Below are 22,080 nucleotides of genomic sequence, written 5' to 3' on the forward strand. Positions count from 1 at the left end.
CGCACGTTCTACTTTACCATAAAACAACCTAGAAAAGGTAGTTAAATTTTAGTGAACTTCTAGTTTTGCTTAACGTTTTGAATCTCCGTGCGTAATCTCGGTTAAAAACCGTTCATTATTAGTCTGATGAGCGGTTTTATATTGAGAAAACTAGGGGAAGTAATTACATAGATTAAGAGGAGGATTCATCGTGAATACCGTAATTCTATCCAATGAAGAAAAAATAATGCAGCTAATTGACGAGGCAGCACAAGGTTTGAATGTGAATACAGAGGCTTATAAGCAAAAAGCTGTAAAAGCCATTCATGCTGAAATGACTGATGAAAAAGTCACAGATACACTTGTTAAAAATGCGCTGGAAAATATTGATGAAGCAGCACCTGAATGGACATATCTAGCAAGTAGAATCTATCTGAATCGTCTTTACCGTCTTGCGGGTGAAAACCGCCATTACGCACCTGAGAAAAAATACGGAGATCTATACGAGTTGATACAGACACTAACAAATGAAGGTGTTTATGCATCAAACCTGCTAGATAAATACAGCAAAGCTGAAATTAATCAGTTTGCGAACATGATCGCCCCTGAAAGAGATCTGTTATTTAATTATCTAGGACTGCACACTATTGCAACACGTTACCTTGCAACAGATCATGAAAAGAATATCTACGAGCTGCCACAGGAACGTTGGATGGTTATTGCGATGTATCTTATGCAAGATGAGAAATCCTCCCAAAGGGAGCAACTTGTAACAGAAGCGTATTGGGCTTTAAGTAACTTATATATGACAGTTGCAACACCAACGCTAACAAATGCAGGGAAAACACATGGGCAATTATCCAGCTGTTTTATTGACACAGTAGACGATAGCCTGCAATCCATCTATGACAGTAATACAGATATTGCCAAGTTATCGAAAAACGGTGGCGGAATCGGTGTTTATATGGGTAAAATCCGTGGTCGTGGTAGTTCAATTAAAGGCTACAAAGGCATGTCAAGCGGTGTCGTGCCATGGATTAAGCAATTAAATAATACGGCAGTCAACGTCGATCAGCTTGGAACGAGAAAAGGTGCGATCGCAATCTACCTTGACGTTTGGCATCATGACATTGAAGCATTCCTTGACCTTAAGTTGAACAACGGCGATGACAGAATGCGCGCACATGACATTTTCACTGGTGTCTGCCTTCCAGACTATTTCATGGAGCAGGTAGAAAACAGGGGAGACTGGTATCTATTTGATCCACATGAAGTCCGTGAAGTAATGGGATATTCCCTTGAAGATTTCTATGATGAAGAAAAAGGCGATGGCGAATGGCGCAGGAAGTATGAAGAGTGTGTACAGTCCGATCTTCTTACAAAGAAACAAGTACCTGCTATTTCGATTATGAAACGCATCATGAAGTCACAATTAGAATCAGGTACACCATTCATGTTCTACCGTGACGAAGTAAATAGACAGAACAGTAACGAGCATAATGGCATGATTTACTGTTCAAACCTTTGTACAGAAATAACGCAAAATCAGTCACCGACTGAATTTCTGGAAGAATATGTAGAAAATGAAGATACCATTGTTAAGAAATATAAAGCTGGCGATTATGTTGTATGTAATCTAAGTTCCATTAACCTAGGTAAAGCTGTCCCTGACGGTGTTTTAGACCGCCTTATTAAAATACAGGTTCGAATGCTTGATAACGTTATTGATATAAACACATTGCCAATCAAGCAAACGCAAATGACAAACCAAAAATACCGTGCTATCGGACTTGGAACCTTTGGCTGGCATCACCTTCTAGCATTGAAGAACATGAAGTGGGAGACAGAGGAAGCTGTTCAATTTGCAGATGACCTTTATGAACAGGTTGCCTACCTGACTGTGAAAAATAGCATGGAATTAAGTAAAGAAAAAGGAAGCTATCCAGCATTTGCCGGAAGTAACTGGGAAACAGGAAGCTATTTCACGAAAAAAGGATATACCGATGAAAAGTGGACGGCATTACAACAAGAAGTAGCAGAAAACGGAATGCGTAATGGTTATCTAATGGCTGTTGCACCGAACTCTACTACAGCTATGATTGCAGGTTCAACTGCAAGTATTGATCCGATTTTCAAGGCCTTCTACAACGAAGAGAAGAAGGACTTTAAAATTCCTACAACGGCACCTGATTTAAACCATAATACGTACGATATCTATCGCCGTTCTGCGTATATCGTTGACCAACGTTGGTCTATTAAACAAAATGCTGCAAGACAAAAACATATTGATCAAAGCATTTCATTTAACTTTTATGTGCCAAATACAATAAAAGCATCTGTTTTACTTGATCTTCATATGCGAGCTTGGAGCGAAGGATTGAAAACAACCTACTATGTCCGGTCTACATCCAACGATGTCGAAGAATGTGAGTGGTGTCAAAGTTGAATGCACTAATAGCGTATCTTTCTTATAGTAGTAATACAAAAGAGGTAGCGGAACTTATTGGAGAACAGCTGGAGGCTGAAGGCCTTCAGCTGGATGTTCACCGAATTGGTATCGACCAGCCTGTAGATGCGCAGCATTATGATTTTATTTTTCTTGGAACTTTCACGTGGGAGATGGGTTCCACCCCTGATGAAGTGAAGGACTTTGTGCTCGAAGTCGGCTACAAGCCTGAAAACGTAGCTGTCTTTGGCACAGGGGATACTCAGTTTGGGGGCGATGCGCTGTTCTGTAAGGCAGTAGATAAGCTCACAACATTTTATCACAGCAAATGGGCTGGACTAAAAATCGAACAATCCCCCCGTGGCAGCCAAGAAAAGAAAGTAAAGAACTGGGTGGAAGGAGTACTTAATTATGCAAGAAGCTATGCTTAAAAAGGCTAAAACACTAGAGCCGTTAAACCCAAACAAATCGACGGGAATTTTCGGTGGGAAATCCAGCGGCATATTAAACTGGAATGACATTGCCTACCCACACTGGTACAAGATGTACAAGCGACTGATCGGAAACTATTGGCAAGCAGATGAGGTCAATATGTCCAGTGATGTAAAACAGTTTGCTTCACTGGATAAGTCTGAGCAAGATGCCTATTTAAAAATCATTGGTCTCTTGTCAACATTGGATGCACCACAAACACGCACAGCATTATTGCTTTCTTTGTATGCGAGTGATGCTTCTGTTCAATCAATTATGGCAGTAATCGCCCAGCAGGAAGCAGTGCATAATGAAAGTTATTCTTATGTGTTGTCTTCCGTTGTTTCCCTGGATGAACAGAATGAAGCATTTCAGCTTGGGCGGAAAGACCCCATTCTTCTAAAACGAAATGAGAATCTCGTTAAGCAATACAATGCTTTTGTGGAAGAACCATCAATGGAGAACATTTTAAAAACGATTGTCTATACTTCATTACTTGAAGGGATGTTCTTCTATTCTGGGTTTGCCTTTTTCTATAATTTGGCTAGACATAATAAAATGGTCGGGACGTCTACGATGATTAGTTATATTAACCGGGATGAGCTAGAGCATGGCCGGTTTATCGCGGAACTATTCCGGGCAGCATTGGATGAAAATCCTTCCTATAATACCCCAGAGTTCATTGAATGGGTATATGAGCAATTTAAAGAATCTGTTGACTTAGAAATAGAATGGTCCACTTATGTCCTAAAAGATGTAGAAGGAATTGATTTGGACGAGATGGCAGGATATGTTAAATACCGTGCCAATAAGATGCTTCGGATGCTTGGATTAAGCGAGATTTATCCAGAGAACTTAGAGAATCCTATGAAGTGGATTCGCGCTTATGTGGATAACTTTGATGGTACAAAAACGGATTTCTTTGAACAGAAATCAAGACAATATACCAAAACAAGTGACCTAAACGGTTTTGATGACTTGTAAAATGATCGTTTAAATAAAGATGCTTGGATAACCTCCAAGCATCTTTGCTATATAAATCGAATCCTTATTCATCTGTACGTAATGTAACGACAACAATTTCGGGGCGGTTAAAAACTCTTAGTGGAAAAAGGCTGTTTCCGAGTCCTCTATTTACAATCATTGTCGTGTCGTTTGCTATATGTTCACCGGAAGTATACGTAGGTAATAGCCCTTGATTCGGGGCAATTAAACCACCTATAAATGGAATTCTAACCTGTCCTCCGTGAGCGTGTCCTGAAAACACCAAGTCAATCCTATATTTACTATAAAGAGAAAATAATTCAGGTCTATGGGATAATAAAACTTGAAACGTCTCCTCATCGTCAACATCTTTTAAAGCACTCTCAATATAATTTCCGGTTGTCACGACGTCAGACTCAAGACCAGTGTTATGCGAAGGGTCATCCACTCCTATTAGTCTAATTTTCTCTGACCCTAGAGTGATTTCCTCTGTTGCATTTCTCATCACATGTACACCAGTATTTTTTAACTTTTCCTCTAATGAATTGAATTTCTGTGACCGCCATTCGTGGTTTCCTGTTACATAATACACTGGGACAATTTCCACAATTTTTTCCATCAACTTGATACTAGGTTTCTCATCATATCGCCTTGAATCTATTACATCACCTGTAAATACAATGACATCTGGCTCTGCCTTTTTAATTTTTTCGACTAGGTAGCTTTGATCATCCCCAAAAGACTTGTTATGTAAATCAGATAGTTGCACAATTTTATATCCATCAAACACTTCTGGCAGGTTATCCGATTGTTTCGTATGTTTACTGATTACGATAGAATTGTTTTGATAATAAAAGAATACGATTAACAAAACGATCCCAATAAACACGTATAACCACCACTTTCTCAATATCTTTTTCAATGTGTCTCTCCTTTGTTATTTATCATGAATTACTTTAAAGGTGATTATAACATCTTAGAGATTTGCACAATTCTCTTAATCACGGAATCTACTTCTTCGGTATGCTTTATTACAAGTAGGTAGTCTGCTTCCTCTTCTTTAGGGTCTACGACGTCTTCTAATTGGGATTCAGCTTGTTGCCTTAAAAGCACTTCCTCGAAATTAGTAAAAGCCCCTCTAAATACATTTGTGCTGCGCTTACTATGGACAATTCTTTCCATGAGAACATCATCTGGGATATCAAAATGAACCAGAATACGAACAAACTGTTTTTTATTAAAGAGTCCTTCAAGTAAACGCAATCGACCTTGTTGGCTTCGGTTTGAGTTACAAACAATAAGATGTAAATCAGTATTTTCTATAGCATAATGAATGATTAACCGAGAGAGACTGTGTTTAAGTATGTTTGGTCCTTGTTCAGGTTGCAGTTTGGCATAAAAAGTGTTTAAGAACGCTGCTTGATTGTCTTGGTCCATTACGAAAGAGTTATCCAATTCTTTTTCTAAGTCTCTAGCAAATGTAGTTTTGCCACTATGTGTTTTACCAACAGTCATGATAACTAATCTTTTCATTATTCCTCCTTCATATATACGGAGAGTATTAAAATCTTAATATAGAACTTTACTATACTACTTCAACATAAACAGCCTAGATTCCTTCTACATAGTACTCTACCAATTGGAGCGGACAGTGTAGTATAAAGGTAAAAGGGATGAACCTTGACTAATTAATTATGGGATATATAATAATGGGTAATAGCATATGAGATAAGTTTTCTAGGGTTCCGCAACGAAACACGTTGGTCTGGTCCGAGAGAAAACTCACAGCCTTTGCTGTGTCACGGAAGGATAAAAGCCTGGGAGGAACGATTTTATAGTTCTCTCGGGCATTTTTATTTTTATCTCGGTGTAACCGTCCGTAAAAACATGAAGAGAAATCGTGAGTTTTTAGTGGGAGTAAACGGACGTAAAACCCGGATTTATTCAACTAACAATCAGTGGGGAAGAAAGAAACCTCCACTGATTGCAGTTTCATTTTATAATACAAATGGAGGTACGGCTAAAATGAATGCAAACTGGGTTAAAGTAGTAATCGCCGCGATTTTCGAGGTTTTATGGGTCATCGGCTTAAAACATGCTGATGGAATTTGGGAGTGGACTGGAACAATAATCGCTATTTATATAAGCTTTTACTTGATGATCATGGCTAGTAAACAACTTCCTGTAGGAACTGTGTATGCAGTGTTTGTTGGGCTTGGTACTACTGGAACGGTCCTTGCAGATTTTATGTTTTTTGAGGTGCCACTCAACTTACCTAAAGTCATTTTAATTTTGATTTTATTGGCAGGGGTAATGGGACTGAAGCTAGTTACTAAGGATAATGTAAAAGAAGGAGTGGAATCATAATGGCTTGGGCTTCTTTAATCGTAGCGGGTATCTTTGAAATGCTTGGAGTTTCCATGATAAATAAATTGCACAGGGATCGTAATCTGCAGGCGTTAATTCTGTTAATCATTAGCTTTGGTGCTAGTTTTCTATTCCTTGCCTATGCAATGAAATCACTTCCAATGGGAATTTCCTATGCCATTTGGACAGGAATCGGTGCAGCAGGGGGCGCCGTTTTAGGGATGATCCTCTACGGAGAATCAAAAGAATGGAAGAGAATTATGTTTATTACAATGATACTAGGTGCCGTAATTGGTTTGAAACTGGTTTCCTAACATCAATATAGAAAAGGCCAAGTCATAATTGACTTGGCTTTTTCATTATAGTTCGTCTAGTAAAATCACGTCACCGGTCGCAGCATTTACTCCGTAAGAACAGTCAACTTTACCGCAAAGCTGATAGGTTTCACTATTAGGTTCATATATATAGACAGGTGTGATCTCAATATAGCTATGTAATTTTTCAAATGCTTCGTCCTTGGTTAACACAGGAGATTCAGCTTCAGAGAAATGGTCAAACATCTCTAGTATAAACTCGTTATCTGTAAAATTGAGTACACTGTAAGTGGCTGGATCAATAAAAAGCTTTAGCTTATGCTGTATCACTTTTTTATCCTGCATCCTTGGCCAGAGCTCTGCAATCAGATAACCGTGTTCGCAGAAAATAGCATATAGCTTCCATTTGCCACTGTCCTCTGGGTATTTTTCTTTTGTAAAGGACCCTACAGCCTCAAAACTCCGTTCTATATCTTCTGGGGTTAAAGGACGTTTATTTTCGTCTGGCTTGTTTGCTAAAGCTTCCTCTAAAGACACCTCATGTGATAAGTCAATCTCTTGAGGAACGAAGGTTTCTTCCGTAGCCTCGAAGTCCCATTTTATATTTCTATCTACGATTTCATAGCTATCCCGCATTTCTGCTTTTTCAAACGGGATGATATGCTGCTTGTTATTGGTTATGAATGTAGTGGTAGTTCCAAAAACCGGAAGCCAACGCTCCTCCTCTTCAATAGGAATCTCCAATAACTGAAGCTGATTAAGGATAATGGGATCTACAATAGAAGAGGTAAGGGCGAAAGGTTCCCATTTAATCTGATCTTCTTGCGGAAAACTGCCATCCATGGAAAATTGGGACAGCAGACCTTCTTTGTTAAACACTACTTCAATCGTACCAACAGGAAATACGGGAATGTTATCAGCTGCTGCCAAAAAGCGAATTCCGTTTTCCGCTTCTTCCTTTAGCTGGAACTGTCTTCCGAATTCCAGGCCGGTAGTTTCTTCTACCCATTCGATGATGGCCTCGCTGCCGTCCTTTAACTGTGGAAAAGCTTGTTCCTCCACTAAATTGGTACCTTGTACAAACGTAAAATGACGTAGTTTCTTCGACTCAAGTTCTATTTCAATCACAGCAGTACCTGGAGGATTTAGCCCTTCCTCTACTTCTCCTTCTACGACTCTCGGAACCCATTCCATTGAGAAAAGAAAGGCGTTTTCTACGTTGCTGTTATCGTCACGAAAAAGATGGTATCTTTCTAAGTAATAGTTATCAAGGCCATAATTTTTCTGGCAGGAGTCGGCCAGCTCCTGTAATTGTTCATTCATGTTTAGTCCTCACTTTGCCTACAATTTCCTTTAGTATAACATGGTGTAACAGGGTAAAAAGAAAATGCTTTACCTTCTCGTCACGTTAACGTTTAGTATAATAGACGAAAGGTTGTGAGATTTATGTATATAAAAGAAGTAGCCAAAAAATTAGAGACATCAACTCGGACAATTAGGTATTACGAGGAAAAGGGACTTATTACTCCTGCAAAGGAAGAGAACAATCAGTACCGGTTTTTTAATGATGAAGACCTGATAAGATTGAGTACGATCCTGTCACTTCGTGAAGTGGGACTTCCAGTTGAAGCGATTCATAGCTTATTAAAAGATAAGGATATGCGAGTGGAAGATTATTTAAACGTGCAGCGAGGTGTACTTTATGAGCAATGGTTAGAGCTGAAAGACATGATCCAGACCCTTGATCTGATGACAGAACGAGCTGGAAAAGGAGATAGTGTTACCAACGACTTATTTGGATTGGCGAAACAATTGAAAACCCTTAAAGCAATGCGTAAAAATTGGCAGGATAAATGGAATTTTGATAGCCAAGCCCATGACTATGATCAAAGCATTAAAATGCATGGGTACAAATTTAATGTTCATCAAGATTATGAAACAGCGTTAAATAAGGTTGTTGAGTCGGTTCACCTAAGACCAGGTGATATTTGTCTTGATATTGGGATTGGCACGGGTAATTTGGGTTCACGGTTTATAGTGAGTGGAGCAAAAGTTATTGGTGTAGATCAATCCGAGGAAATGCTTGCTGTCTGTAAAGAGAAGCATCCAGAGATTGAAACGAGGAAGGGGCATTTTCTAGCTCTTCCAGTAATGAACATGCAGGTAGATGCCATTGTTTCCAGTTATGCCTTACACCATTTAACCGATGATGAAAAGCTGCTAGCATTGGAAGAAATGGATCGGGTTCTAAAAAGGCGTGGAGAAATCTGTATAGCAGACCTCATGTTTTTAAATGAGGAACATAGACAGCATATCATGCAAAGTTTTCGGGAAGAAGGCAATGTTGAAGCAATTGGGGCGATAGAAGATGAGTATTATGCAGATCGTTCACAACTAGTTGATTGGTTGCAGAAACATGATTACACGGTGGAAACGCATCACTTTAACTCTATTTTAAGTATGATCTATGCTAGGAAGCATGTTGAAAATGAAAGCTGAAGCAATGGAAAGGGTATCTTTACAGTTTTATTCCGCTGAAAATAAGGTTCAGATGCAATCGTATCATTTAACGAAGCAGCAATTAGAGTATACAGCGCATCCAATTGATGCACTGAAAAAGTGTAAGGAAGATCCAAGTCGGTACCCTGTAGTCATTTTAACCGGGACCTGTCCTGCGGGATTTTTCGTACTTCATGAGAAGGAAGGGGTACGACCCTATTCGAAAAATCCTAATGCTATTCTATTGCGTGCCTATTCTGTTCAAACGCCTTTTCAAGGAAAAGGTATTGCAAAAAGTTCCATGGAACTACTCACTTTGTTTTTAGCAGAATCATTTCCAACGATAGATGAAGTTGTTCTGGCTGTAAATAGTGCAAATGGTGTCGCACAGCAATTATATAAAAAGAGCGAGTTCCGTGATACGGGCCGAAGAATCGATGGCAAATCAGGTGAACAATATATTTTTTCTAAGGTAATAAATTTAAAATAGGCTGTCCATAAAGGACAGCCGTCTACATTTAATGAAAATAATTTACCAATCCGACTGCAATTGCTTCTGCAACCTGGTGGTGATAACCGGTAGTCTGAATGGTTGCATAGTCACCAGGATTTGTGAGAAAGCCTAACTCAAGTAATATTGCTGGGGCATTATTCTTACGTAACACTCGAAACTCTTCTTGAAATAACCCACGGTTATAAAGAGGGAGAGATCCGGATAGTTTATTTTGAATATCTTCTGCTAATGCATGGTCTTTATTCAGGGAGGAGTAATAAGTACCTATTCCTTGAACCGATTGGACGGGAAACGCGTTATAATGAATACTAATAAACGCATCCGTATTATAGGTGTTACTTATCTCTGCGCGCCTGTCGAGAGAGAGGAAGGTGTCCTTGCTTCTAGTTTGAATGACAGTAGCTCCCTTAGCGCTTAAGACTTTAGCAACTTCGCTTGCTGTTTGACTATTTACTGTTTTTTCTTCCGTACCATTTAGTCCGATGGCGCCTGGATCTTTTCCTCCATGCCCTGCATCAATTACGATGTTGTAACCATCAAGAGGGCTGCTAGTGGAAACCCCTTTTACCTCTTCGGGAACAGTTCCCGTCTTCTTGCCGGTTTGCTCCTCGGAAGCGTCCGCCTTACTCGACTTGTCCGTTAACCACGAGGCAATCCATCCCGTTGACCCATCGTGTAGTTGAATTTTGTACCAATCAGCTTCTGTCTCTACCATGCTGTATGTATCACCTATAGTGGTAGAACCCACAATGGCAAAGTCTGTACCTGGGCCTGAACGGATATAAACACTTTGAGCTGTTACCATAAGCTCTTGAGATTCATTTTTTGTAATGGTGTTCTCTTTTTTCTTGGTTAAATAATGTGCTGCAACCCATGCTTCCTCGCCATCATAATAGGTTTGTAGCCAGCCATAATGTTCATTAAAGGCAATTACCTGGTCTCCTTTATGTAATTTGCCGATTACAGGGCCCGTGCTAGATGGCTCACTTCTTACGTTTAATACAATGTCGCCAACTTCATAGACGTCACCACTTTCTGCACTCCCTTGTTTTGGTAGGGAGATAAAGGTTCCGACTAAGACAATAAAAATAATAAGTGCTTTACTAATCTTCATGATAGCCTCCTTTAATTGAATAACTTTATTATGGCATAGTATTTTCCTAGATTGCTAGAAATTAAACGTGCTTTATAGAAAACAAATCGGAAGGACTAGAATATAGTAAGAAATGAGAAGGAAGCAGGAAAAGGAGGACCATTGTAGAATATGTTTAGGTAAGAAGAACTTTTTAAAGCGTGCAAAACCCATATATATTTAGGAGGAATAGTATTAGTAAGCGTACACTAGAATTCTTTGAGTCATTTTCCATGTGGAACCTATTTCCAGTCTTACTTTCGTTTCTCATTGTACTGGTTCTCTCGTGGGCATTCAGGAAATCCAGTAAAACAGACAAAGGGCGGCGGATATTTTATTATAAGTTAAGTTATAGGCGAAAGATGATTAGAGACTTGTGGACAATCCCGCCAGCCTATTTATTTTTAGGAGTCGTTTTATATTTTACACCTGTAGGGCTAGGCTTCAAGCTATTGGTAATGGGAGTCCTGATTGTGTTGGGGGCATTAAATGTAGGTTACAACTACTACATGTGGAAGAAAAGAGAAGCGAAGGTAAACTAAAAACAGCTGTCCAAGCGGGCAGCTGTTTTAATAGAAATTATTGAAGTTCGCTAATTAACGTTGAAGCAGCTTCCAGTGCACGGCGGTCATCTACTATCGCTCCAGGCTTCCGGGCCTCTCCAATGACATAGCCTCCCACTTTTGTACCGTAGAATTGGCAGATGTATGTCAGTTGTTGTATAAGGGGCAAGCCTTTTACAGTTGGTTGGTCCCCGCCTACAAGAATGAAGTAGGCTTTCTTTTTGCCCAATTCTTCTCTGAAATGGGCATAATTCGTATCTCTCATTACTTGGGACCAACGATCAATAAATACTTTTAGTGGGCTGGCCATTCCATACCAGTAAATAGGGGTAGCAAAAACAATGATGTCATGTTCGAGCATTTGATCAACCAATTGTAAATGATCATCCTGTGTGTCTGGAAACCCTTCTGGTGAATGGCGTAAGTCTGTAATAGGCTGAATCTCATAATCCCTTAAATAGAAATGGGTGGCCTTATCCTTTGGTACGGCCTGATAAGCTAGATATTCCGTATTTCCTTTTTCTCTTGTGGAGCCGTGAAATACAGCGATCTTCATTATATACCCTCCTTGTTTTTCGAGCTTTGCTGCATACTATTGCTACCATAACAGTGGTTGGAGGATAAGTTTCATACATTGAGGTATATAGTAGCGGTCTAATTAAGTTTATTCATCATAATGTAATTTAGAAGTAAAGTTCTTTTCTAGTTAGGTTAAAAAAGTCCTATAATGGGGGTTGGAGTCGTGACCGTGGATTTGAAAAACGGGAGAGGCTTCCCACTCCCGTTTTTACAATTTAAGCTTTAAGCCATTTTATGATTTCCCCTGGGGTCGCATTTTTTCCGTACATCAGGATACCCACTTTGAATATTTTTCCTGCCAGTTTCATAAATGCCCAAACACTTATAGCAAGAATAGCTAAGGAGATTCCAATTTCAATCCATGGCCATTCTTCTAGTGTGGTTAAGCGAAGCAGCAGGACTGCAGGCGATGTGAATGGAATATAGGTACCTATTTGGGCCATAAGTCCACTTGGGTCACTTAATACAGGCCCGATAAAGACAAATGGTAAAAACGGTAGCATCATGACAAAGCCTTGGAAGTTTCCTGCAGTTGTAACATCAGCCATCGTCGCTCCAATACCTACAAAGATAGAAGCGAATAGGAGATAGCCAAGAATTGCAATAAGTAGATACAATGCAAGCTCTGGAACTAATAAATATTCTAGAAGCGGTTCATCTAGTCGCCACATAAAAACTGGCAATAGAAGTACTGTAGAGACAAGCGTTTGAATGAGACCTAAAGCGAAATAACCGATAATCTTTCCCTGCATCAATTCAGTTGGCGTTAGCGAAGACAGAATGATCTCTGCGATCTTATCTTTTTTCTCTTGGGAAGCACTTTGGAAAATAGCCATCCCTGTAAAGACAACGGATAATAGGACAAAGCCACCAAATATTCCAGGTACCAAGGTTTGTAATGGATTTTCATCCATTCCTACTAAGCTACCTTCACTGGTCTCTGTAGCCGTGTCGTCACCAGCTTCTACGAATTGAACACCTTGGGAGATACCCTCAAACTGGGACTCTGTTAATCCTAGTTCTTCTATTTGCTTCGCTTGAATAGGACTTGCTAAGACCTGAACCTCACTCATAAAGAAGGAGTCCATATCTTCGGACGTATAAACAGATAATGCTCCTTCTTCAAGGCCTTCCTGGTCCACGAACACATAGGCTGTTTCTTCACTGTTTTCTAGTTCTTCTTGTGCTTCAGCCTCTGTTAAATCTGTTTGCATGAAGTCCCAACTAATACCTGTTTCTTCTAACGTGCTTGCCATGTCGTCATATACACCAAGTTGGTCGTTAACAAATACCGTTGCCGAATCTGATGTTTCTTCCTCGGAATCATCAAAGAAGCTACTAATCACCATAAATCCGATTATAAGGAGTGGAGTTAACAATAGGCCAATAATATAAGATTTGTTTTTCATGTTTCGCTTGATTTCCCATTTGGCGACTTTCATCGTGTTACGCATACACTTCACCTGCTTTCTTTTCCTGTAAGAGGTTTTTATCTGATGCTATATCAATAAAGATTTCGTGCAAGGACACTCTGTTTATTTTTAGTTCAAGTATTTGTAGATCTTCTGGTAGCTGCTTAAGCCATTGATTTGGGTTAACATCTTTATCCAAATAGAGGATGGTACTTCCCTCATTTACTTCAATTCGCTGAACATCTGGTAGTAACTCTAATTGTTTAGGGTCATTATTCCCATGAATGGTGCATTTGAAGTTGGCATACTCTAGCTTCACATCGTCCATCGTCCCGTAAATAACCTTTTTTCCCCGATGAATCATGAATAAACGGTCAGCCATTTCTTCTACAAGGTTCATTTGGTGAGAAGATAGAAGTATAGCTGTTCCATTCTTTGCTAAATTGCGAATTTCATCTTTAAATAATTCCTGGCTAACAGGATCCAGCCCGGAGAATGGCTCATCTAAAATGAGTAGTTCTGGTTCATGAATTATCGAAGCAATAAATTGTACTTTTTGCCCCATCCCTTTAGATAGTTCCTCTACAGAAACCTTATCCTTTCCTTCCAAGTCGAACTTTTTTAAGTATTCAAGTGCTCTCGTACGCGCCTTATCTAGTGGATAATCTTTGAGATCAGCCAAATATAGAAGAATATCCATTACCTTTACATTTTTATATAAACCTCGTTCCTCGGGAAGGTAACCAATCCGATGTCTTGGAATTTCCTTCCCATTGGTACTTTGAAAGTGAATACTTCCTTCATCTGGATACATGATTCCCATAATGTTGCGTATGGTGGTAGACTTGCCGGCACCGTTAGGGCCTAGGATAGCCATGATTTCCCCTTTGTGTACTTCAAAAGAGATGTTGGAAATTACTTGTTTGTCTTTAAAAGCCTTCCCCAAATTTGAAACGGAGAGCATTTTATCCATGTTCCTCTTCCTTTCTTTTTCTTATTTATTTAGTAATAGGCTGAGGGATTCTTCAAGGTCCAACGTTTTCTGATTTACGCAATGGAGGTCATGTTCTCGCATGTATGCCTCCATTGCTTCTGGTTTGCTTGTAATAAACTGGTTTCCTTCCCTGGAAACTTCGCCGGGTAGGGACTCTGAAGGTAATGCGTCCCTCATCCAGTATTGACAATACATATGTTGAATCGTTTCTTTTTCATAAGTCCCCATCCATTTTCCCTCTTGTAATACGCACAGGTAGTCAGCAAGTTTCATAATATCGTTAACTTGGTGTGTGCTCATGACAATGGCACGATCCCCTGATTCCATCCATTCTATAAGCAAATCAATAAACTTTTGCTTGGAGGGAATATCCATAAACGCTGTTGGTTCATCAAGAAGTAGGATGGAGGTGTTTCTCGCAACAGTTAACGCAAGAATAAGTTTTTGTTGCATTCCTTGAGAGAGCTTTCCAAACCGCTTATTTAATGGGACAGAAAAGGCTTGAATAATATCGTTAAATTGCTGATCATCCCATGCCGGGTATAATGGTGCAATAAATTCTCTTAACGCTTTGCCAGAAAAGGCATCCCAACCAATCATCGTTTGTGGCTGGTAGGCGATATGGGTTTTCCACTCTTCATTAAGACCGTTCACAAACATGTTGTGGATTTTAATATTGCCAGCATCTGCTTTAGCTTGATTCATCATCAGCTTAAGGAGCGTACTTTTTCCAGAGCCATTCGTTCCTACTAATGCTGTTATTGTCCCGGCTTCAATCGCTAAACTTACTGGACCAAGTTTGAATTCGTCCACATTTTTTTGTACCTGTTTTACTTCTGCTAATGCCTTCATGTTTATGCATCTCCTTTAGGCTTGCGAGATTCTATAACTTCCGCGAATATTTCTTTCACTTGATCTACTGTATACTCGTAGCTGAGCGCGACATCTAAGGCACTTTCAAACGCCTGATAGACGGCTGTTACCTTAATCTGTTGTTTCTTTTCGTTGGCAACCTCTGCTACGAAGGTACCCTTGCCTTGTTCTGTCTGGATAAATCCTTGGTATTCCAAATTCTGATAGGCACGGCGAATCGTGATGACACTCGTCTCTAAATCCTTTGCCATAAGGCGAATGGAAGGAAGTGGAGACCCGGCCTTTAGATAACCACCAGCAATGAGCGCTTTTATTTGGTTCTCAATTTGATGATAAATTGGTTCACGAGAAGTTTTGGAAAGGCTTATTGGTAACTCCATTGTAAACATCCTTCCTTTATAGATAGTCCTGTTTCCCTATTCGTTTTTTCATGTAGGAAATCCAATATCCCATTGCCCCAACGGTAAGTAGTAATGCAACAGCTAGAGAGGCGACAGGTCCCTTTCCAATCGCTACTAAACTCCAATAAACGGGACCTTCTCCTGTGCTGACATGCACAGTTGTAAGGATCGTGAATGAGCCAATGAGTAAAATTAAACTGGCAAAAATAGACCCAGCGACTGTTGTAGTAAGCTTACTCGTATCCCCGGCGTCTGCTACTGGCAGGGCCGAGCCCAAAAATATGCCAATCAATAACCATAATGCCGCAAAAGCTAAATATTCTTGTGTACTTAATACATTGGTAATTGGAGAAAAGATATAGAAGGCGATTAAGAAAAGCAGTTGATATGGTATAGAGTAAAAGAACTGAATGATAAACCTGCTTTTCACCAACACAGAACGCTTTATAGGTAATGCCAGCTGCATCATTAAAATGGGTGATGCTAGGAGGACACCACTAACCTTTTGAATTTGAAATTCCTTTGGTTTTGCCCAAATAGCACCAACAGAAAATAAAAGTAGAAAAAAGAAATCATAACCAACGTACCCATTGTCCAAATAAGATGGCAATGTGGTAATAAGGAATAGTGTTACGAACATCGTGAGCACAAATCCGTAGATAAAACTAAGTTTTGAAGCCTGTAGCTCAAGCTTAGCGAGCTGATAGGCTTGATTCCATTCTGACATAATCTCAACCCCTTAACTGTTATACTGTATATATTTATATACACAGTATATGTCTGTAGTAGATTAAAAGTCAAGAGTGTTTTGAAATAAAACAGGTGATGTGCATTTTATCTGGATTCTTCACTCGTTTTGCTCGTCATAGCCTCAATGATGTACAATCTGCCAAGGCATTTCTCTCGATTTGTCCGTCATAGCCTTAATGATGTGCATTCTACCAGGGCCTTTCCCTCATTTTACACGTCATATTTTCAAGATAAAACGCACCACGACACAGTTTTGCCACAACTTTATGTCTTAATTGTGAAACAGTGAGCAATCACCTTTTTTTATTGGAAAATGATGCTAAGATATAAGTGTAAGAAGGAAACACACAATATATTGTGAAACATTGAGCAATCATCTTAAATAAAAGGAGTCGGTAAAAATGATGAACAACTTTATTAGAAAAAGCAGTGTTGCAGCAGCTATTTTAGCGTTCTTGAGAGTGTATCTTGGATATCAATGGTTAACAGGTGGATGGGGAAAACTAACAGGTGGAGGATTTGATGCAACTGGGTTTATACAAGGTGCTATTAACAGTGCTGGTGGAGATCACCCAGCTGTGCAAAGCTGGTGGGCCACTTTCCTAGAAACGGTTGCTCTTCCAAACGCAGGCTTATTCAGCTTCATGGTTATGTGGGGTGAGATTCTTGTAGGAGCAGCGTTGATTTTAGGAATCTTTACAAACTTTGCAGCATTAATGGCAATTACAATGAATTTCGCTTTCCTATTTAGTGGAACCGTAAGCACCAATGCACAAATGGTTTTACTCACAGTATTTATTATAGCTGCAGGGTATAACGCCGGAAGATTTGGTTTAGACAGATGGGTTGTACCATTCTTGAAAAGTCATAAGCCTCGTCGTAATAAGAAAGAGAAAAAAGAATTAGCTGTCGCGTAGTCAAAAAACGATAACAGTGTTAAGAGCGAGTAAATCGAAAAAAGCCCGGTTGAAACCCGGGCTTTGATGTGTCCGCCAATCAAAGCAGGACTTCTAACGTTTAAATGCTCCCTAAATGGAAATAAATAGGGCTATAACGAAGGAAGGGAGCAATGAATGTGAAGAGGATGTACATATTTTCTGGTTTGACTTTTTTAGTCCTTCTCCTAACGGCGTGTGGTGGGGATGAGACCAAACAGGAACAAGGCAGCAATAGCAATGAAAGCGATAAGAAGGAAAACAAGGAAACACAGGATGTCGCGAGTGTAGTTGAAGAAGAGGTGTTGGTTTCCCTTAAAGATGCTGCTGGAGATGTGGTAGCAGTTGCGAATTTAACGCAAGAGGATGATTACGTGAAAATAAAATTGGAAGGGCAAGGACTTTCTCCTGGTGAACACGGGTTCCATATTCATGAAACGGGGGAATGCAAGGCGCCAGACTTTACGTCAGCAGGGGGTCATTACAACCCAGAGGATACCAAGCATGGTATAGAGCATCAGGATGGATCGCATGCTGGTGATTTGCGTAATATTGAAGTGGCAGAGGATGGAAGGGTAAATACAGAGATAATTGCAGAAAAGGTTACCCTAAAAAATGGGGAGCTGAATTCGGTTTTTAAAGAAAATGGTACAGCATTAGTTATCCATGCAGGAGCAGATGACTACGCTTCCCAGCCGTCAGGTGACGCAGGTGATCGAGTCGCGTGTGGCGTTATTGGCGGTTAAGATAAGCCCGGAGGATCCGGGCTTTTTTAGTGGGTGGATAATAGTATGTTTTCTTTGTTTCTCACTATTAAAATCCTATAGATACCATCTATTCGTACCTTCCTTTTGCCGGTCATCTCCTGTATACTATATTTCGAGTATCGAAGAAAGGGCGATCATGATGGATACAAAAAAAGCGATGAACGCACAATCTTCTTCAGATAAAATCTGGACGAAGGACTTTTTTCTAATATGCCTTGCAAACTTTTTTATATTTCTTGGCTTTCAAATGACGTTACCGACACTTCCACTGTTTGTTAATGAACTGGGGGGAAGTGATCAACTAATTGGTATTATTGTAGGTATTTTTACTTTTTCCGCACTGTTGTTACGGCCTTATGCCGGTCATGCGCTTGACTCGAAGGGCAGGAGATTTGTTTACATGACAGGGCTTGCCATCTTCGTTATTTCAGTGGCCTCCTTCTCTATTATTAGTAGTATTGCAGTATTACTGGTTATGCGCGTTGTACAGGGAGTAGGCTGGGGCTTCTCGACCACTGCTACAGGTACCATTGCAACAGATTTGATTCCTGAAAAGCGCCGTGGTGAGGGGATGGGATACTTTGGCCTTTCAGGGAACATTGCCTTGGCATTTGGACCTGCATTAGGTCTACAACTGGCAGGGATCATCTCCTTCACACAGTTGTTTCTTATCTGTGCTGCATTGGGACTTGTTGCCTTTTTACTATCAGCAAAAATTAAATATAAAATGGTAGAAGAATCACCTGCTAAATCTACTACGGTGAAATTTGATATATTTGAGAAAACAGCTTTAGAACCAGCAGTATTATTATTTTTCATTACGGTAACATTCGGAGGGATAGCATCCTTTTTACCATTATATGCAGAGGAGAAAGGAATCGAAGGGATCGGTTTATACTTCCTAGTGTTTGCTATTTTTCTTATGCTCTCACGAACCTTTGCGGGTAAAATTTATGATAAACGAGGCCATATCTATGTATTTTTACCTGGGACGGTATTAATTTTTATTGCCATGCTTTTGCTTTCTTGGCTTCCTAGCACTCTTGCGCTGCTTATTGCGGCAGGTTTATATGGATTGGGATTTGGCAGTGTACAGCCAGCGCTACAGGCATGGGCTGTTAATAAGGCCCCGGATAATCGAAAAGGAATGGCCAATGCTACGTTCTTCTCCTTTTTTGATTTAGGAGTCGGACTTGGAGCTATCGTATTTGGACAGCTCGCTTTTCAACTCGGTTATGCAATTATTTATTTAACCGCAGCTGGATCTGTACTTCTTTCTATCATTCTATATGTCTACTTGCTGTTAAAGGCACGAGCTCGGTACGTAGAAAACTAACGAATACTAAAAAAGGATGCTAGAATCTGTGGATTTTAGCATCCTTTTTGTATGATTAACTAGCAACCCTTTAGAACTGCTTAGGCAGTACAATTCGCTTGTACATTTGCACTGTAATGAAATAGTAAATACCATAGATTACGAAGAACAATGTAAGCGGGATCCATATTTTTGTATATGGTTCGATAATAATAAAGGAAAACATCTGCATTCCCACGATAACATGGACAATCCCAACAATGGCTGGGAAGAGGAATAGCAGAAACAGCTCGCGGTAAATTGACCTAACGAGTAGTGTTTTTCTAACCCCGATTTTGCGTAGCATACTATAACGATGGACGTCCGCGCCAGCGCTAGATAGAAGTTTAAACATGAGAACACTTGCCATCATCATAAGAAAAGCAATACCAAGAAACACTCCCATAAAAATAGTTCCACTGGCAAACCCTTTAAGTGCTACATAATTACTGTATTTTCCTCCAAGTTGTTCAACTTGATTACCAGTATAGGTTTCAGCGAGAGACTTTTGGCTAGCATCCAATTTTTCTAATTCAGGTAGGTGTGCTGTAAAATCATCTAATTTCGCTAATGTGACGTGTTGTTCTTCTCCGTCTACCTCTTGGTAGCTAGATCTTTCATAGATATAAATAGATCTGTTGCCAAACATGGAGCCTGCCCCTAATTCTGTACTAACTGCTGTCCACCAGTTTCCTGGTAATTCAGTCACGCCTTCTTCGCCATATAGTGCATACTCGTCCGCAGACAATTTTGCTTCAGGAGTAGTTGGTGAAAAACCTTCCGATCCTTCTTCAAATGCCATGACGTCAGGTGGTGCTGCTTCAAGGTCTGTTTTTAGAAAATAGACTCCCTCATCATTGTACTTATAGCGGTAATTCTCTTCTTCTGTCACATCCATTGTTGCCAATGTTTGTTTCTCAGTTTCGTTTGGCTCATAAAGTACAACATCATTGGCATGGAACATAGAGGCCTGTATCCCGATATTATGGTAAAAGGATGTCCCAGCTGTCATTGCCCCTAATCCTAGCGCAATAAGCATCGCCACAGTACCTAGTACCATCATCAGGTTTAGCATCCGGAATCGGAGTTGCCCCAATGTAAATGAGTTGATGCCCGTTTCATTTAAGTTGCGATTTTGCTTCAGTCTTTTAACCAAAAATGGCAATAAGGAGATGAAGATAAGGTAAGTTCCCGGTATGATGGTCGCGGTCGCAAGTATGATACCGAACTGCATCAATTCTGCAATATGCACCATTGCATAGTAACCGACAGCAATCAAGATGACGGATAACAAAACGCCAAAGAAAGTACGTAATCCACTTGTTTTCACCTGATCTTGTTGCTGACCTGAACGCAACAGACTAAGCACACTTTTCCTGCCAACTCTCCAAGCATTTACAATGGAAGTAAGGAAGAATAAAGCGACATAAAATAGCACTGTGATCAGAAGGGAAGAGGAGTAAAGTGGCTGAAATCCTCCACCTTGAAAGTCAAGTTGCCACATAAGTAGCTCGGCGATGCCATAGGATAGTCCAACACCTAGCACAATCCCGATAATGAGGGCAGTTAAGCCGACAAAAAAAGTTTCCATAAACATTAATTGGGTGATCTTACGTTTTTTAGCGCCTAACGTCATGTACATGCCTAATTCCCTTTGCCGTAAAGATAAAAGAAAGGATGTCGCATAAAAAATGTAGAAAACCGTGATAATGCCAAGAATAAATGTCCCTACATGAAATACGAAGACAATAGAGCTAATAAGGGAGTTCGATTCAAGAAATACTTTATTTTGGGCAAGTGTTTCAAACATATAAAAAATCGAAATGGAAATTGTTAAACCAAATAGTAAGACCAAATAGTCTTTTGCTAATTTTCGCATACTCGTTAAAGATAATTTTAGCAGCATATTGTTCACTCCCCCTAGTCCATATCCGGTGACGCAAATTGAGCAAGCACGTCAAGGATATCCTGATGAAATGCGCTTCTAGTGCTGTTTCGGTGAATTTCTTTATACAGTTTTCCGTCCTGGATAAACAGGATGCGCTCACAATAACTCGCACTTAATGGATCATGTGTTACAAGCATGATCGAGGTGCCGTGATTTTCATTTAAGTGGACCATCGTCTCCATTAGGCTTCGAGCATTCTTAGAATCAAGCGCTCCTGTTGGCTCATCTGCAAGAATTAATGCAGGTTCGTGTACTAATGCACGAGCAGCAGCTACGCGCTGTTTTTGTCCACCAGAAATAGTAACAGGGTACTTATTTAAAATTGCCTCAATCCCAAGCTTTGTCGCAACACTTTCTACAGCCGGTTTAATGTTTCGCACCGCAACACTTTGTAAGGAGAGGGGCAAGGCAATATTTTCATAAACCGTTAAATTCTCCAATAAATTAAAGTCTTGGAAAATAAAGCCGAGTTGACTTGAACGGAAATCAGCTAGCTGACCTTGTTTCATGGCGGTGATGTCTGTTCCAGCAATTTTAACGGAACCGTTTGTCGCGGTATCTAATGTGGAGATGACATTAAGTAACGTGGTTTTACCTGCTCCTGATGGCCCCATTACGCCAACAAACTCTCCTTCAGCCATAGCGAAAGAAACACTATTTAAGGCATGAAATTGTTTCTCGCTCTTTTTCCCATAAATCTTATTTAATTGATGTACATCAAGTACGGACTGTTTCATTACACTTACCTCCAATATTATTGAATCTATTTACAGTGTAAACAGTATAGAGAAAGGCTGC

23 protein-coding genes and 1 riboswitch are annotated in these 22,080 nt (G+C 40.0%); of the genes, 11 read left to right on the plus strand and 12 right to left on the minus strand.

The genetic code is table 11. From position 1 onward, the window contains the following. The first annotated feature begins 226 nt into the window (after positions 1–226). The 3 genes from ACTWPF_RS02155 to ACTWPF_RS02165 are packed head-to-tail and all read left to right on the plus strand — an operon-like array spanning position 227 to position 3,880. Positions 227–2,425, plus strand: a complete 2,199-nt coding sequence (locus ACTWPF_RS02155) for a ribonucleoside-diphosphate reductase subunit alpha (RefSeq protein WP_161464697.1) — start codon at positions 227–229, stop codon at positions 2,423–2,425. Beyond that, positions 2,422–2,856, plus strand: a complete 435-nt coding sequence (locus ACTWPF_RS02160; protein ID WP_202606553.1) for a flavodoxin — start codon at positions 2,422–2,424, stop codon at positions 2,854–2,856. The genes ACTWPF_RS02155 and ACTWPF_RS02160 overlap by 4 nt, the downstream gene beginning before the upstream one ends. After that, positions 2,837–3,880: a ribonucleotide-diphosphate reductase subunit beta gene (locus tag ACTWPF_RS02165; protein ID WP_443148163.1), complete on the plus strand. Its 1,044-nt coding sequence runs from the start codon at positions 2,837–2,839 to the stop codon at positions 3,878–3,880. Before ACTWPF_RS02160 ends, ACTWPF_RS02165 begins: the two co-directional genes overlap by 20 nt. Positions 3,881–3,944: 64 nt before the next feature. Here the strand turns inward: ACTWPF_RS02165 and ACTWPF_RS02170 are convergent, their stop codons facing one another. Together ACTWPF_RS02170 and ACTWPF_RS02175 are read right to left on the minus strand one after the other, a co-directional pair. Continuing rightward, the gene (locus ACTWPF_RS02170; protein WP_443148164.1) at positions 3,945–4,802 is read right to left on the minus strand and encodes a metallophosphoesterase; all 858 of its coding nucleotides are present in this window, start codon (positions 4,800–4,802) and stop codon (positions 3,945–3,947) included. A 44-nt stretch (positions 4,803–4,846) separates the two neighbouring features. Then, positions 4,847–5,413 carry an AAA family ATPase gene (locus tag ACTWPF_RS02175; RefSeq protein WP_443148165.1) on the minus strand — a complete coding sequence of 189 codons (567 nt, stop codon included), beginning with the start codon at positions 5,411–5,413 and terminating at the stop codon, positions 4,847–4,849. 193 nt (positions 5,414–5,606) lie between these two features. Beyond that, positions 5,607–5,706, plus strand: a riboswitch (guanidine-I (ykkC/yxkD leader). A gap of 199 nt (positions 5,707–5,905) precedes the next feature. Here ACTWPF_RS02175 and ACTWPF_RS02180 point away from each other — a divergent pair. Together ACTWPF_RS02180 and ACTWPF_RS02185 are read left to right on the plus strand one after the other, a co-directional pair. After that, the gene (locus ACTWPF_RS02180) at positions 5,906–6,247 is read left to right on the plus strand and encodes a DMT family transporter (protein WP_106898146.1); all 342 of its coding nucleotides are present in this window, start codon (positions 5,906–5,908) and stop codon (positions 6,245–6,247) included. Then, positions 6,247–6,561 (plus strand): DMT family transporter, encoded by a 315-nt coding sequence (locus tag ACTWPF_RS02185; protein WP_443148166.1) that lies wholly within the window; start codon positions 6,247–6,249, stop codon positions 6,559–6,561. Before ACTWPF_RS02180 ends, ACTWPF_RS02185 begins: the two co-directional genes overlap by 1 nt. A 45-nt stretch (positions 6,562–6,606) precedes the next feature. Here the strand turns inward: ACTWPF_RS02185 and ACTWPF_RS02190 are convergent, their stop codons facing one another. Continuing rightward, complete coding sequence (locus tag ACTWPF_RS02190; protein ID WP_443148167.1) at positions 6,607–7,884, minus strand: hypothetical protein; 1,278 nt, start codon at positions 7,882–7,884, stop codon at positions 6,607–6,609. 123 nt (positions 7,885–8,007) lie between these two features. Between ACTWPF_RS02190 and ACTWPF_RS02195 the strand changes: the two genes are divergently transcribed. Together ACTWPF_RS02195 and ACTWPF_RS02200 are read left to right on the plus strand one after the other, a co-directional pair. After that, positions 8,008–9,060: a MerR family transcriptional regulator gene (locus ACTWPF_RS02195; protein ID WP_106898143.1), complete on the plus strand. Its 1,053-nt coding sequence runs from the start codon at positions 8,008–8,010 to the stop codon at positions 9,058–9,060. Continuing rightward, positions 9,050–9,550 carry a GNAT family N-acetyltransferase gene (locus ACTWPF_RS02200; protein ID WP_161464957.1) on the plus strand — a complete coding sequence of 167 codons (501 nt, stop codon included), beginning with the start codon at positions 9,050–9,052 and terminating at the stop codon, positions 9,548–9,550. The genes ACTWPF_RS02195 and ACTWPF_RS02200 overlap by 11 nt, the downstream gene beginning before the upstream one ends. Before the next feature lie 28 nt (positions 9,551–9,578). Here ACTWPF_RS02200 and ACTWPF_RS02205 read toward each other — a convergent pair whose 3' ends face one another. After that, complete coding sequence (locus ACTWPF_RS02205; protein WP_443148168.1) at positions 9,579–10,688, minus strand: N-acetylmuramoyl-L-alanine amidase; 1,110 nt, start codon at positions 10,686–10,688, stop codon at positions 9,579–9,581. 380 nt (positions 10,689–11,068) lie between these two features. On the opposite strand from ACTWPF_RS02205, the gene ACTWPF_RS02210 reads away from it, so the two are divergent. Continuing rightward, positions 11,069–11,248 (plus strand): hypothetical protein, encoded by a 180-nt coding sequence (locus tag ACTWPF_RS02210; RefSeq protein WP_443148169.1) that lies wholly within the window; start codon positions 11,069–11,071, stop codon positions 11,246–11,248. A 37-nt stretch (positions 11,249–11,285) separates the two neighbouring features. Here ACTWPF_RS02210 and ACTWPF_RS02215 read toward each other — a convergent pair whose 3' ends face one another. From ACTWPF_RS02215 to ACTWPF_RS02240, 6 genes are all read right to left on the minus strand, one after another. After that, entirely contained in the window at positions 11,286–11,825 is a 540-nt protein-coding gene (locus ACTWPF_RS02215) for a flavodoxin family protein (protein ID WP_443148170.1), read from the minus strand. 238 nt (positions 11,826–12,063) lie between these two features. Then, a complete protein-coding gene (locus ACTWPF_RS02220; protein WP_443148171.1) occupies positions 12,064–13,302 on the minus strand; it encodes an ABC transporter permease in 1,239 nt (412 codons plus the stop codon). Continuing rightward, positions 13,295–14,233 (minus strand): ABC transporter ATP-binding protein, encoded by a 939-nt coding sequence (locus tag ACTWPF_RS02225; RefSeq protein WP_106898137.1) that lies wholly within the window; start codon positions 14,231–14,233, stop codon positions 13,295–13,297. Before ACTWPF_RS02225 ends, ACTWPF_RS02220 begins: the two co-directional genes overlap by 8 nt. Positions 14,234–14,254: 21 nt before the next feature. Beyond that, positions 14,255–15,106 (minus strand): ATP-binding cassette domain-containing protein, encoded by an 852-nt coding sequence (locus ACTWPF_RS02230; RefSeq protein WP_106898136.1) that lies wholly within the window; start codon positions 15,104–15,106, stop codon positions 14,255–14,257. A 2-nt stretch (positions 15,107–15,108) separates the two neighbouring features. After that, entirely contained in the window at positions 15,109–15,507 is a 399-nt protein-coding gene (locus ACTWPF_RS02235) for a GntR family transcriptional regulator (protein WP_106898135.1), read from the minus strand. 16 nt (positions 15,508–15,523) lie between these two features. After that, positions 15,524–16,255, minus strand: coding sequence for a hypothetical protein (locus ACTWPF_RS02240; RefSeq protein ID WP_238017769.1), 732 nt, complete (start codon positions 16,253–16,255; stop codon positions 15,524–15,526). A gap of 424 nt (positions 16,256–16,679) precedes the next feature. On the opposite strand from ACTWPF_RS02240, the gene ACTWPF_RS02245 reads away from it, so the two are divergent. The 3 genes from ACTWPF_RS02245 to ACTWPF_RS02255 all read left to right on the plus strand — a co-directional run bounded on the left by ACTWPF_RS02245 (position 16,680) and on the right by ACTWPF_RS02255 (position 19,316). Further along, on the plus strand, positions 16,680–17,195 hold the full coding sequence (locus tag ACTWPF_RS02245) for a DoxX family protein (RefSeq protein WP_106898133.1): 516 nt from the start codon (positions 16,680–16,682) through the stop codon (positions 17,193–17,195). Positions 17,196–17,347: 152 nt separating this feature from the next. Next, positions 17,348–17,959 carry a superoxide dismutase family protein gene (locus ACTWPF_RS02250; protein ID WP_199848499.1) on the plus strand — a complete coding sequence of 204 codons (612 nt, stop codon included), beginning with the start codon at positions 17,348–17,350 and terminating at the stop codon, positions 17,957–17,959. A 160-nt stretch (positions 17,960–18,119) separates the two neighbouring features. After that, complete coding sequence (locus ACTWPF_RS02255; protein ID WP_443148172.1) at positions 18,120–19,316, plus strand: MFS transporter; 1,197 nt, start codon at positions 18,120–18,122, stop codon at positions 19,314–19,316. A gap of 70 nt (positions 19,317–19,386) precedes the next feature. Here the strand turns inward: ACTWPF_RS02255 and ACTWPF_RS02260 are convergent, their stop codons facing one another. Beyond that, positions 19,387–21,240, minus strand: coding sequence for an ABC transporter permease (locus ACTWPF_RS02260; protein WP_443148173.1), 1,854 nt, complete (start codon positions 21,238–21,240; stop codon positions 19,387–19,389). A gap of 14 nt (positions 21,241–21,254) precedes the next feature. Next, a complete protein-coding gene (locus tag ACTWPF_RS02265) occupies positions 21,255–22,019 on the minus strand; it encodes an ABC transporter ATP-binding protein (protein ID WP_036577638.1) in 765 nt (254 codons plus the stop codon). Positions 22,020–22,080: the final 61 nt, after the last annotated feature.

The organism is Oceanobacillus sp. M65, from assembly GCF_052246275.1.
GTDB classification, from domain to species: Bacteria; Bacillota; Bacilli; order Bacillales; family Amphibacillaceae; genus Oceanobacillus_B; species Oceanobacillus_B jordanicus.

Excerpts from the sequence above, each read along its gene's own strand:
- ACTWPF_RS02155 (WP_161464697.1), top strand. The coding sequence starts at position 227 with ATGCAGCTAATTGACGAGGCAGCACAAGGTTTGAATGTGAATACAGAG.
- ACTWPF_RS02165 (WP_443148163.1), top strand. The coding sequence starts at position 2,837 with ATGCAAGAAGCTATGCTTAAAAAGGCTAAAACACTAGAGCCGTTAAAC.
- ACTWPF_RS02175 (WP_443148165.1), bottom strand. The coding sequence starts at position 5,413 with ATGAAAAGATTAGTTATCATGACTGTTGGTAAAACACATAGTGGCAAA.
- ACTWPF_RS02180 (WP_106898146.1), top strand. The coding sequence starts at position 5,906 with ATGAATGCAAACTGGGTTAAAGTAGTAATCGCCGCGATTTTCGAGGTT.
- ACTWPF_RS02185 (WP_443148166.1), top strand. The coding sequence starts at position 6,247 with ATGGCTTGGGCTTCTTTAATCGTAGCGGGTATCTTTGAAATGCTTGGA.
- ACTWPF_RS02190 (WP_443148167.1), bottom strand. The coding sequence starts at position 7,884 with ATGAATGAACAATTACAGGAGCTGGCCGACTCCTGCCAGAAAAATTAT.
- ACTWPF_RS02195 (WP_106898143.1), top strand. The coding sequence starts at position 8,008 with ATGTATATAAAAGAAGTAGCCAAAAAATTAGAGACATCAACTCGGACA.
- ACTWPF_RS02200 (WP_161464957.1), top strand. The coding sequence starts at position 9,050 with ATGAAAGCTGAAGCAATGGAAAGGGTATCTTTACAGTTTTATTCCGCT.
- ACTWPF_RS02205 (WP_443148168.1), bottom strand. The coding sequence starts at position 10,688 with ATGAAGATTAGTAAAGCACTTATTATTTTTATTGTCTTAGTCGGAACC.
- ACTWPF_RS02210 (WP_443148169.1), top strand. The coding sequence starts at position 11,069 with ATGATTAGAGACTTGTGGACAATCCCGCCAGCCTATTTATTTTTAGGA.
- ACTWPF_RS02215 (WP_443148170.1), bottom strand. The coding sequence starts at position 11,825 with ATGAAGATCGCTGTATTTCACGGCTCCACAAGAGAAAAAGGAAATACG.
- ACTWPF_RS02220 (WP_443148171.1), bottom strand. The coding sequence starts at position 13,302 with ATGCGTAACACGATGAAAGTCGCCAAATGGGAAATCAAGCGAAACATG.
- ACTWPF_RS02225 (WP_106898137.1), bottom strand. The coding sequence starts at position 14,233 with ATGGATAAAATGCTCTCCGTTTCAAATTTGGGGAAGGCTTTTAAAGAC.
- ACTWPF_RS02230 (WP_106898136.1), bottom strand. The coding sequence starts at position 15,106 with ATGAAGGCATTAGCAGAAGTAAAACAGGTACAAAAAAATGTGGACGAA.
- ACTWPF_RS02235 (WP_106898135.1), bottom strand. The coding sequence starts at position 15,507 with ATGGAGTTACCAATAAGCCTTTCCAAAACTTCTCGTGAACCAATTTAT.
- ACTWPF_RS02240 (WP_238017769.1), bottom strand. The coding sequence starts at position 16,255 with ATGTCAGAATGGAATCAAGCCTATCAGCTCGCTAAGCTTGAGCTACAG.
- ACTWPF_RS02245 (WP_106898133.1), top strand. The coding sequence starts at position 16,680 with ATGATGAACAACTTTATTAGAAAAAGCAGTGTTGCAGCAGCTATTTTA.
- ACTWPF_RS02250 (WP_199848499.1), top strand. The coding sequence starts at position 17,348 with ATGAATGTGAAGAGGATGTACATATTTTCTGGTTTGACTTTTTTAGTC.
- ACTWPF_RS02255 (WP_443148172.1), top strand. The coding sequence starts at position 18,120 with ATGGATACAAAAAAAGCGATGAACGCACAATCTTCTTCAGATAAAATC.
- ACTWPF_RS02260 (WP_443148173.1), bottom strand. The coding sequence starts at position 21,240 with ATGCTGCTAAAATTATCTTTAACGAGTATGCGAAAATTAGCAAAAGAC.
- ACTWPF_RS02265 (WP_036577638.1), bottom strand. The coding sequence starts at position 22,019 with ATGAAACAGTCCGTACTTGATGTACATCAATTAAATAAGATTTATGGG.